Annotated in this window: 5 protein-coding genes and 4 pseudogenes; 4 read left to right on the top strand and 5 right to left on the bottom strand. The window is 69.4% G+C overall.

The genetic code is table 11. The annotated features are described in order from the left end of the window. Nucleotides 1–40: 40 nt before the first annotated feature. Nucleotides 41–915, top strand: a pseudogene (locus BLV92_RS31280) (methyl-accepting chemotaxis protein). 93 nt (nucleotides 916–1,008) lie between these two features. Here the strand turns inward: BLV92_RS31280 and BLV92_RS32430 are convergent. The 5 genes and pseudogenes from BLV92_RS32430 to BLV92_RS31265 form a co-directional block, all read right to left on the bottom strand. After that, on the bottom strand, nucleotides 1,009–2,982 hold the full coding sequence (locus BLV92_RS32430) for an EAL domain-containing protein (protein WP_244283992.1): 1,974 nt from the start codon (nucleotides 2,980–2,982) through the stop codon (nucleotides 1,009–1,011). 256 nt (nucleotides 2,983–3,238) lie between these two features. Beyond that, nucleotides 3,239–3,394: pseudogene (locus BLV92_RS33160) on the bottom strand (hypothetical protein); the annotation flags it as partial. Nucleotides 3,395–3,501: 107 nt separating this feature from the next. After that, nucleotides 3,502–3,618: pseudogene (locus tag BLV92_RS33155) on the bottom strand (hypothetical protein); the annotation flags it as partial. Then, the gene (locus BLV92_RS31270; protein WP_143040761.1) at nucleotides 3,615–4,127 is read right to left on the bottom strand and encodes a GAF domain-containing protein; all 513 of its coding nucleotides are present in this window, start codon (nucleotides 4,125–4,127) and stop codon (nucleotides 3,615–3,617) included. The gene BLV92_RS31270 and the pseudogene BLV92_RS33155, both read right to left, overlap by 4 nt. A gap of 64 nt (nucleotides 4,128–4,191) precedes the next feature. After that, nucleotides 4,192–5,793, bottom strand: a complete 1,602-nt coding sequence (locus tag BLV92_RS31265) for a methyl-accepting chemotaxis protein (RefSeq protein WP_090551514.1) — start codon at nucleotides 5,791–5,793, stop codon at nucleotides 4,192–4,194. 112 nt (nucleotides 5,794–5,905) lie between these two features. Between BLV92_RS31265 and BLV92_RS31930 the strand changes: the two genes are divergently transcribed. The 3 genes and pseudogenes from BLV92_RS31930 to BLV92_RS31255 all read left to right on the top strand — a co-directional run bounded on the left by BLV92_RS31930 (nucleotide 5,906) and on the right by BLV92_RS31255 (nucleotide 10,595). Further along, the gene (locus BLV92_RS31930; RefSeq protein WP_143040736.1) at nucleotides 5,906–6,364 is read left to right on the top strand and encodes a hypothetical protein; all 459 of its coding nucleotides are present in this window, start codon (nucleotides 5,906–5,908) and stop codon (nucleotides 6,362–6,364) included. Nucleotides 6,365–6,482: 118 nt separating this feature from the next. Continuing rightward, nucleotides 6,483–8,210, top strand: a pseudogene (locus BLV92_RS31260) (IlvD/Edd family dehydratase); the annotation flags it as partial. A gap of 921 nt (nucleotides 8,211–9,131) precedes the next feature. Beyond that, on the top strand, nucleotides 9,132–10,595 hold the full coding sequence (locus BLV92_RS31255) for a sodium:solute symporter family protein (protein ID WP_090553082.1): 1,464 nt from the start codon (nucleotides 9,132–9,134) through the stop codon (nucleotides 10,593–10,595). Nucleotides 10,596–10,618: the final 23 nt, after the last annotated feature.

Raw genomic sequence — 10,618 nt, 5'->3', positions numbered from 1 at the left:
GCGCAGCGTCGCGCTGCACGCCGGCGATACGTCGAGCGTGATGGCGACGGTGGCGCGGATGCGCGACACGCTCGCGGACATCGTCACCCAGGTGCGGCTTGCGGCCGAGGGCGTGAGCATGGCGAGCCGCGAGATCGCGCAGGGCAACGCGGATCTCGGCGAGCGCACCGGGCGTCAGGCGAGCGCGCTCGAACAGGCGACCAGCGCGCTCGGCGAATTCGACGCGAGCGTCGCCGCGAACGCGAGCAACGCGATGCACGCGGACTCGCTGTCGAAGCGCGCGTCGACGACGGCGGGCGACGGCGGCGCGGCGGTCGGGCGCGTGACCGAATCGATGCGCGGCATCCGCGCGTCGTCGGACCGGATCGGCGAGATCATCGCGGTGATCAATTCGATCGCATTCCAGACCAACATCCTCGCGCTGAACGCGGCCGTCGAGCGGCGCGCGCCGGCACGCACGGACGCGGTTTCGCGGTGGTCGCGAGCGAGGTGCGCAAGCTCGCGCAGCATAGCGCCGAGGCGGCGGGCGAGGTGAAGGCGCTCGTCGGCGAGAGCGTGACGCGCGTGAACGAAGGGACGCGCGAAGTCGATTCGGCTGGCGACACGATCGCGGAAGTGGTCACGTCGTCCGGCAACGTGATGTCGATCATGGGCGAGATCAACGACGCATGCCGCGCGCAGACGCGGCAGATCGGCGAGGTGCGCGACATGATCGACCATCTGGAACGCGCGACCCAGCAGAACGTCGCGCTCGTCGAGCAGTCGGGCGCGGCCGCGGCGTCGTTGCAGGAGCAGGCCGACGCGCTGCTGTCGACGGTCGGCCTCTTCAAGCTCGCGGACCCGGCGGCGACGCGCCGGCGCGAAGCCAGCGCGCCCGCGCGGACCGCGAACGCATGGCAAGCCGTGCCGGCGTGATCGGGCGGACCCGCTGAAATGGCGGGGCGAGGTTGCCGGAGAACGGACCGGCGGCCTCGCCGCCTCGCCAGGACATTCCCACGGATCGATCCGCTACGCGGCGTCGGCCCCGACGCCGAGCGTCGCGATCAGACATTGCCGCGCCAGGCAGTAAGCCGCGCTGCCCGGCCGGTGGATCAGCGCCGCGTCGAGCAGCGCGCGCTGCGCGAGCGAATCGGATTCGTCGTCCTGTAGCGCGGCCTCGATGTCCGCGAAGAACTTCGTCAGCGGACACGCATGGCACAACGACGGCGGCGGCACGGCCGCCGGTTCGGCATCCGGCGGCGTCGCGGCCGAGGTCCGGACGATCGCCGCGAGCCGCTCGAACGCGCCCGCATCGTTCAGCACGAGGTTGATCCGCTCTTCCCAGATCAGCAGCCGCGCGAGCTTGCCGAGCGCGCTTTGCGGCTGCGCGCCCGGGTCGGGCGGCGCGGGACGTTTCGCGAGCCAGTCGAGCAACTGGCGCGCGGGCATCGGCCGCGCGATCCGGTAGCCCTGCACCGCATCGGCCTTCAGGATCGCGATCGCTTCGAGCAGCGCATCGTCCTCGACGCCCTCGACGATCACCGACTTGCCGAGCGAATGGCCGAGCCGCGTCAACTGATAGATGAAGTTCAGCACGCTCGACCGGTTGCGGCCGGCGAGATTCACGATGCTGCGATCGATCTTGATCCAGTCGAACGGCAGCTCGCGCAGCCGCGCGAGGCTGCTGTGCCCCGCGCCGAGATCGTCCTCCGCGAGCACGACGCCGAGCGCGCGAAACCGCGCCAGTTCCGCCGGCACGTCGACGTCGGGCGGCAGCGCGTCGGTTTCGAGGATTTCGAGCGTCAGCGCAGCGGGCGGACAGTCGTGTGTCGCGAGCCCGCGCCGGGTCGCGTCGAAGTAGCGAATGTCGCCGAGCGCGCTCGACGGCAGGTTCAGCGACACGTTCAGCGCGACGCCGCTGTCCAGCCACTGCCTCCGGTACACGAGCGCCTGGCCGAGCCCGCGCACGTACAGTTCGAAAAAGTCGTCGGACGTCAGCGCGGGCAGGAACTCGTTCGGCATCAGGAGGCGCGAGCCGTCGAACAGGCGCGCGAGCATCTCGACCTTCGTCACGTTGCCGGTCCGCAGGTCCATGATCGGCTGGCAGTGCATCTGCAATGCGTCGGAGCGGAGCAGCGCGGCCCAGCGTTGCCGCGTCGCCTGCGGGATCGTGTGCGTCGGCCCCTGAAGGTTCGCGATGCGCCCCATCGCGAACGCGAGCAGCGTTTGCAGCAGGTCGGTGAACGCGATCTGCTCGGCCGACGAATAACCGCCCGGAAATGCGCTGTGCAGCGTCAGGATCGCGAGCGGCGGGTGGCCGGGCTGGCAGACCGGAATCGCGACGCTGGAGCACAGTCCTTCGCGTTTCGCGACCGCCTGCCATGACGTCATGCGCGGATCGGTGCCGATGTTGATGCAGCGTTCGCTCGCGCCGCTCCGCCACGCGAGGTCCGCGACCCGGATGCCGTCGTGCGCGCCGGCCGCGCCGGGGCCGGGCTGGCGCGGATGCTTCTCCAGAATGCGGCCCGACGCGGCCTCGACGCGGAACAGGCCGTCGCGGTCGGGACGGCCGATCGAGCAGCCGGCGACCTCGTCGCAGGTGCCGAGAATCTCGACGACGCGGTTGATCAGGTCCGGGTAGTTCTCGGTCGTGCCCGCGAGCCGCGCGATGCTCAACAGCACCTGCTGGCGCTCGTCCTGCAGCCGTTCGTACGCTTCGGTCTGCCACGCGAGATCACGGTTCAGGCGGCGGCTCAGCACCTGGAGCGCGCCGCTGTCGCGCTCGCCGCCGAGCCGCGCGTAGACGGCGGCCGCGAGCAGGCCACGGCTGCGCACCAGTTCCTCGCGCTCCAGCCCGACCATCGCGTGAATGCGGCCGACGCGCATCGCCATCGCGCGATGATCGGCTTCGGCCAGGCCCGGGTCCGCGAGCACGAACAGGTTCTGGATCTGCTGCGCCTTCAGGTGCTGAAGCTCGAAGTCGGTCAGCGATTCGAGGATCACGGACGACTTCGGCAGCCGCGTCAGGCGCTCGTAGAAACTCGTTGACGATGCTTCCGGCGTCGCGCTGCAACGCGGCGGACAGCGACGCCAGTTGCGGCAGGTGAGGGCTGTACAACCCCGACGGATCGGCGTCGCGCGCGAGCGCGGGCAGCGGCGCGGGCGCCTGCAACGCCCAGCGCCACCAGTGCTCGCGCTGGTCCCGCTGCGCCTTGCTTTCGCGCAGCGCGCGGTCCGCTTCGGACAGCACGTCCGCGAGCGTCGTCTCCGGCGCGTTCGGCCACAGCGCGAGCCCGAGCGTCGCGCCGCATTGCCACGCGGTGTGCCCGATGTCGAACGGCTGCGTGAGCCGCTCGTACAGCCGGTCGAACAGCGGCCGCAACGCCTGCACCGGATCGCGCGCGCCTTCGAGCACCAGCACGAACTCGTCGCCGGCGAGGCGCGCGACGAAGTCGCTCGCGCGCAATCCGCCTGCAACCGCACGGCGACCTCGCGCAGCACGTGGTCGCCCGCGTCGTGGCCGAACAGGTCGTTGACCGGCTTGAAGCGGTCGAGGTCGAGCACGCCGATCACGAGCGGCACGTTCGAGCGCGCGCTGCGCGCCGACGCATGCTCGACGTGATGCGCGAGCGCCGTCATGTTCGGCAGGCGGTCAGCGGATCGTGCAGCGCCAGTTCGCGCAGACGGTTCTGTTCGGCGCCGAGGCGCAGCCGGTCGAGCGCGACGCCGGCGATCAGCGCGACGTGGTCGAGCGCGAGCGTCCAGTCGGGCGACGCGAAACGGTCGGTCTCGCGCGCGAACAGGCACAGCAGACCGCCGTCGTGGCCGTCGTATGTCAACGGCACGGCCGCGCAGGTGCGCCAGCGGGTTGCGTCGGGCGTGCCGTCGTCCGCGTCGTTGTCCTGTTCGACGGACAGCGCGGCGATCCGCACCTGCCGGGTGCGCCACGCGTCGCCGGCCGGCCCCTGTCCTTCGGGTTCCGTTTGCCGGATCGAAACGCGGTGCCGCTGTGCATACGCACGCGTCCGTTCGTCGCCGGCCGGTCCCGGCAGCAACCGCCCTTCGGCGTCGGCCTGCCGACATACGCGCCGTCCGCGCCCGCCTCCATCGCCCAGTGCACGAGCGCGTCGGCCAGCGCGTCGAAGCATTCCGCGCGCAGCACCCGCTGGTCGAGCGCCAGCACGCTGCGGGCGAGCGTGTCCGTGTGCGGGCTCATGTCGGCGAGCGCGGCGTCGATGACGGTTGAACCGCGGACCGGAGCGTGTCATGCCGCCCGAACACGGCGACCGCGTGCAGCAGATGCGCGGTGCGCTCGCGCAGCGACTCGGCCGTCGCGGCCGACTGCCCGACGAGCGCGGCGTTCTTCTGCGTCATCTGGTCGAGCTGGCCGACGGCCGTGTTGATCTGGCCGATGCCATCCGCCTGCTCCTTCGTCGCGCTGCCGATCTCCGCGATCAGCGCGCCGACCCGCTCGACTTCGGACACGATCGAATTCATCGCATGGCCGGCCGCGCCGACCACTTCGCTGCCGTCGTCGATGCGGCACACGCTGTCGCCGATCAACCGGCGGATCTCGCTCGCCGCCGTCGCGCTCTTCTGCGCGAGCGTGCGGACCTCGCCCGCGACCACCGCGAAACCGCGCCCGGTGCTGCCCGCGCGGGCCGCCTCGACGGCCGCGTTGAGCGCGAGGATGTTGGTCTGAAACGCAATCGAGTCGATCACGCCGATGATCTCGTTGATCCGCCGGCTCGCCTCGGTGATGCCGCTCATCATGCCGACCACCCGTTCGACGCACGCGCGGCCCTGCGCGGCGGCGTCGCTCGACGAGCCGGCGAGCGCGCCCGCGCGATTCGCGGCCTGCGCGTTGCGATCGACGATCGACGTCATCTGCTGCATCGACGCGGCGGTCTGTTCGAGGCTCGACGCGGCTTCCTCGCTGCGCCGGCTCAGGTCGACGTTGTCGCGCACCATCTCGTCGTTCGTCGTCTGCAGGCCGCCGATCTGCTCGCTGACGTCGTCGACGAGCGAGTGCAGGTTCAGCCCCGACTGCTGGATCGCGCGCGCGAGCATGCCGATCTCGTCGACCCGGCCGAGCCGCAGTTCGCCGCCGCGCTCGCCGGCCGCGACGCCGAGCGCGGCGGTCAGCATCTGTTCGAGCGGCCGCGCGATCTGCCGTTCGAGCACGCTCGCCGTCGCGCCGCCGAGCAGCGCGGCCGCCGCCGCGAACGCGCCGAGCGGCGCGCCGCGCAGACCGGCTGCATACGCGGCCGCGATGCAGCACGCGGCGACTGCCGCGAGCGCGTAACGGATGCGGGTGCGCACCGGCATCGTCCGGAACACGGCGGTCCAGCCGAGCAGTCCGCCGCGCACGACGAGGCCATGATGGAAGCGCAAGCCGGTCGCGCGTCCGTCCACGAAACGCCGATAGAGCTGCGCGGCCGCGTCGATCTCGTCGCGGCCCGGCCGCGTGCGCACCGACAGATAACCGACCGGCACGCCGTCGCGCACGATGGGCGTCGCGTTCGCGCGCACCCAGTAGTGATCGCCGTTCTTGCGCCGGTTCTTCACGACGGCGGACCACGAAATGCCCGCGCGCAACGTCGCCCACATGTCGGCGAACGCCTCGGCGGGCATGTCGGGATGGCGCACGACGTTGTGCGGCGCGCCGATGAGTTCGCTCTTGTCGAAGCCGCTCGTCTTGATGAACGCGGCGTTCGCGTAGACGATCCGGCCATTGACGTCGGTGACGGACATCAGCGTCGTGTCGTCGGCGATCGGATACTCGCGCTGGGTAACAGGCACGTTGTTGCGCATGGTTCGAAGGTTCGGGCTGGCGTTGGATTCGCGACATGGCCGCCGCGTGGTGGCGGCGGGCGCAGCGCGAAAGCGGAACGCGCAGTGAGGTCCGGCGACTACGGATGGCACGATGGCCCGACGCCGCGCGTGCGGCGCCGTCGGCTCTCAGTGGATACGTTTAACGGGCGATACGCGGCTCGCGTCCATCGTGCATTCACGCGAGCCCGGCCCACATTTCTGGTCGGTGCTTTTCTGGCGGTGCTGCGTTGCGTACGGCTGCGGCTGGCGGTTCGTCGAACGGCGTCGGCGCAACGTCCTGCGCATCCGGTTCGATCCGCGCGAACGATATGTGACGGCGACGCGCTATCCAAAGCAGGCGTTACTCTACCTTCACGATTCGCATTTGCGATTCGCCGCTTATCTCGTTTTTCGACGGAGATTGACAATACGCAATTTCGTTGCATTGCGGCGCGCGGCATTTAAAACGGCATTTGCGAACGGTGTTAATCGCGCATCCGTAACCGGATATCAAGGTTCGTTGCAACGTCATTCGAATGCGCGAATTAAATGCGGACTGCGCAAACGATAAAGCGTCGAACGACAAAACGTTTGCGTCCCGCTGAAACGCGAACGCGCCGGAAAACGCCGTTCGCCGCAACGGTTAGAATTTCCGGACCACCCACCGACGACCGATCAGGAGGCACCCGATGCCGAACGGTTCGAACCGCACGGGCCTGCGCCAGGGGCTGACGAATTACGGCGACGAAGGCTTCTCGCTGTTTCTGCGCAAGGCGTTCATCAAGGGCGCGGGTTACACCGACGACGCGCTGTCGCGCCCGATCGTCGCGATCGCGAATACGGGCAGCGCGTACAACCCGTGCCATGGCAACGCGCCGCAACTGATCGACGCGATCCGGCGCGGCGTGATGCTCGCGGGCGGCCTGCCGGTCGAGTTCCCGACGATCTCGATCGCGGAGAGTTTCTCGCACCCGACCAGCATGTACCTGCGCAACCTGATGTCGATGGATACCGAGGAGATGATCCGCGCGCAGCCGATGGACGCAGTCGTGCTGATCGGCGGCTGCGACAAGACGGTGCCCGCGCAACTGATGGGCGCGGCCGCGGCCGGCGTGCCGGCGATCCAGCTCGTGACCGGCGCGATGCTGACCGGCTCGCATCGCGGCGAGCGGGTCGGCGCGTGCACCGATTGCCGGCGCTTCTGGGCGAGTTTTCGCGGCGACCAGATCGACGCCGAGGAGATCGACGCCGTGAACGACCGGCTCGTGCCGACGGTCGGCACCTGCTCGGTGATGGGAACCGCGAGCACGATGGCGTGCATCGCGGAGGCGCTGGGCATCATGCTGCCGGGCGGCGCGTCGCCGCCGGCGGTCAGCGCGGATCGCATCCGTATCGCGGAGCGCACCGGCGCGCAGGCGGTCGCGATGATCGGCGCGCAACTGACGCCCGCCAGGATCCTCACGCCGCACGCGATCGAAAACGCGCTGCGCGTGCTGCTCGCGATCGGCGGCTCGACCAACGGGCTCATCCATCTGACCGCGATCGCGGGGCGGCTCGGCATCCGCATCGACCTCGACGCGCTGGACCGGATCGCGCGCGACACGCCGGTGCTCGTCGATCTGAAGCCGTCGGGCCAGCACTACATGGAGGACCTGCATCGCGCGGGCGGTCTCGCGGTCGTGATGCGCGAGCTGAAGCCGCTGCTGCATCTGGATGCGTTGACCGTCACCGGCCGCACGCTCGGCGAGGAACTGGACGCCGCGCCGGCGCCGTTCGGGCAGGACGTCGTGCGGCCGCTCGCGCGGCCGATCTATCCGCAGGGCGGGCTCGCAGTGCTGCGCGGCAATCTCGCGCCGGGCGGCGCGATCGTCAAGCAGTCGGCCGCGAGCGCGGCGCTGATGGAGCACGAGGGGCGCGCGGTCGTGTTCGAGGACGCGGAGGATCTCGCGCGCCGGATCGACGACCCCGACCTCGACGTGCGCGCGGACGACGTGCTGGTGTTGAAGCGGATCGGCCCGGTCGGCGCGCCGGGGATGCCGGAGGCGGGCTACATTCCGGTTCCGCGCAAGCTCGCGCGGCAGGGGGTGAAGGACATGGTGCGGATCTCGGACGGCCGCATGAGCGGCACCGCGGCCGGCACGATCGTGCTGCACGTGACGCCGGAGGCGGCGATCGGCGGGCCGCTCGCGATCGTGCGCGACGGCGACCGGATTCGCTTGAGCGTCGCGCGGCGCTCGCTCGACCTGCTGGTCGGCGCGGACGAGATCGCGGCGCGCGTGGCCGCGCTGCCGCCGCGTGTCGAGGACCCCGATGCGCGCGGTTATCGCAAGCTGTTTCTCGCGACGATCACGCAGGCCGACGAGGGCTGCGATTTCGATTTCCTGAAGGCGCCGCGCGTGGTCGCAACCGTGCCTCGCGAACCGGAGGACGAAGCTTGGCGGTACCAGTTGCGGCTCACCGTATCGGAGGCGCTCGCGGGCGCGCTGCGCGGCGACCACGCGGCCAGCGTTCATCCGCCGCTCGGCGACGTGCTGCGCCGGTTTCGCGCGACGCTGGTCTGCCAGCTCGATGCGTTCGCCGGTTACGTGCGCGAAGCGGAACAAAACGGGCCGGACGGTTATCCGCTTTACCGGTGGACGCGCGCGACGATCGGGAACCCGGACAAGCAGGCGCGTTATCTGCGGTCGTTCACGGTGTATGTCGGCGGCGAGCAGGTCTATCCGCGCGATGTCGCCGACGCGCTCGAAGCGGAGTTGCGCAAACTGGTCGAGCCCGAAGGCATCACGGCCGTCACGAAATTCGACACGAATCCGGCCAACAGTCCGCAGCCGCCGGCGCAGTGACCCGGCGCAAGCCCCTCTGTTGCGAATTCGCGCTGCGCGCAACAGTCGTTCATTAACGTTTACCCGCCTATACGGCGTATGCGGCGTCGTTTAGCCCGCGCGCTCCGGATTCCTTCTCTCCCCTTCGTCCATCTCGCCGTGCGCCGCGCCTGAACAGGCGCGCGGCGTTTTCACGTCGTTTTTTCCCTTCGCTTTCGATGCGCGCACACCCGCACGCCAAGCCTTCTGCGGGGGCCGCCGATTAATTTTGACGCCCTTGACGCCCCATCTGACCGTCCCTAGACTAATTCATAATTAAGTTATTTGATACGTAATTAAGTAATACGGGGTGGCGAAGAGAGCGCAGGCGGGCGCAATGCGGCCCGTGTCGGCGCACGCCTGCCGGATGCACGTTGTCCGCGGGCCGTCCGTTTCCCCGATCCGAAAACCACGCGCCATCGCCGACCGCTTGCGACGGGAGCAAGGCGTCCCTTTAGTCCTGCTATCAGAGTGACCATGAAAAACGAAATCTTCCTGACAGGATTCATTTCTTACGTCGTACTGATGGTCGTCATCAGCGCGATTCTCAGCCGCCGGCAGAAGTCCGGCGTCGAGTTCCTGCTGGGCGGCCGCTCATTTCCGCTGTTCCTCACGCTCGGCAGCACCGTCGCGACCATGGTCGGCACCGGTTCGAGCATCGGCGCGGTCGGCTTCGCGTACAAAAACGGCTGGGCCGGCGTGCTCTACGGGCTCGGCGGCGCGGTCGGCATCCTGCTGCTCGCGTGGATGTTCGCGCCGATCCGCAAGTTCCAGTTCATGACGATGAGCGAGGAACTGTCGTATTACGTCGGCGCGAATCGCATCGTGAAGAACGTGTCCGCGGTGCTGATGCTGATCGCGTCGCTCGGCTGGCTCGGCTCGCACATTCTCGGCGGCGGCCTCTATCTCGCGTGGATCGCGCACATCGACCTGACGCTCGCGAAGGTGCTGATCGCCGCGGGTTTCGCCGCGTACGTCGTGATCGGCGGCTATACCGCGATGGTGTGGACCGACACGCTGCAGGCGATCGTGCTGTTCATCGGCTTCGTGCTGATCGCGTTCTTCTCGGTCACGCTCGCGGGCGGTCTCGGCCACATCCAGGCGCAGATGGACCCGGCCGCCGTGACGTTCCTCGCGCTCGACAAGATCGGGCCGCTGCACGCGCTGTCGCTGTCCGTCGTCGTCGCGGTCGGCGTGCTCGCGACGCCGTCGTATCGCCAGCGGATCTACGCGGGCCGCGACGCGGGCACGGTGCGCCGCTCGTTCCTGATCTCCGGCGTGCTGTACCTGTTCTTCTCGCTGCTGCCCGCAGTGATCGGCATGGCCGCGCACGCGCTCGATCCGAAGCTGCCGAACGCCGACTTCGCGTTCCCGTTCCTCGCGTCGCAGGTGCTGCCGGTGTGGCTCGGCCTGATCGTGCTGACGGCCGGCATGTCGTCCACGCTGTCCACGTCGAGCGCCGATTCGGTGGCCGCCGTGTCGATCCTGCTCGTCGACATCCGCTCGATGCTGACCCGCCGCCAGCCGGACCCGCGCAAGGCCGTCGCGCATTCGCGGATCGCGCTCGTCGCGGTGATCGGCGTCGCGTTGCTGCTCGCGCTGCCGTCGAGCGACATCATCAGCTACATCACGAAGATGATCGCGACCGTGCTGTCGGGCCTCTTCGCATGCGGCGTGCTCGGCCGCTTCTGGCCGCGCTTCACGTGGCAGGGCGCGCTCGCGACGCTCGTCAGCGCGTCCGGCACGTCGCTCGCGGTGATGGCGGTGCCGTCGTGGAGCAGCTTCTGGGGCAATCCCTGCATTCCTTCGGTCGTCGCCGCGTTCGCGGCCGGCGTAGTCGTCAGTCTCGTGACGCCGCCCGTGCGGGTCACGTCCGAAGAAGCGCTCGCACTTCTCGCACAGGAGCGCAAGCAAATGGAAGGCGCGCAGCTGGTTCACTGACGTCGCGCCTTCCGGCCTGCCGG

Source organism: Paraburkholderia caballeronis (assembly GCF_900104845.1).
GTDB classification, from domain to species: Bacteria; Pseudomonadota; Gammaproteobacteria; order Burkholderiales; family Burkholderiaceae; genus Paraburkholderia; species Paraburkholderia caballeronis.
The sequence above is the reverse complement of the archived record's forward strand: the minus strand, read 5'-3'. Positions and strand labels throughout refer to the sequence as shown.

Bases quoted from the DNA above. Each gene is read 5' to 3' on its own strand.
- BLV92_RS31270 (WP_143040761.1), bottom strand. From the start codon at position 4,127: ATGCTTCGACGCGCTGGCCGACGCGCTCGTGCACTGGGCGATGGAGGC.
- BLV92_RS31265 (WP_090551514.1), bottom strand. From the start codon at position 5,793: ATGCGCAACAACGTGCCTGTTACCCAGCGCGAGTATCCGATCGCCGAC.
- BLV92_RS31930 (WP_143040736.1), top strand. From the start codon at position 5,906: ATGGCCCGACGCCGCGCGTGCGGCGCCGTCGGCTCTCAGTGGATACGT.
- BLV92_RS31255 (WP_090553082.1), top strand. From the start codon at position 9,132: ATGAAAAACGAAATCTTCCTGACAGGATTCATTTCTTACGTCGTACTG.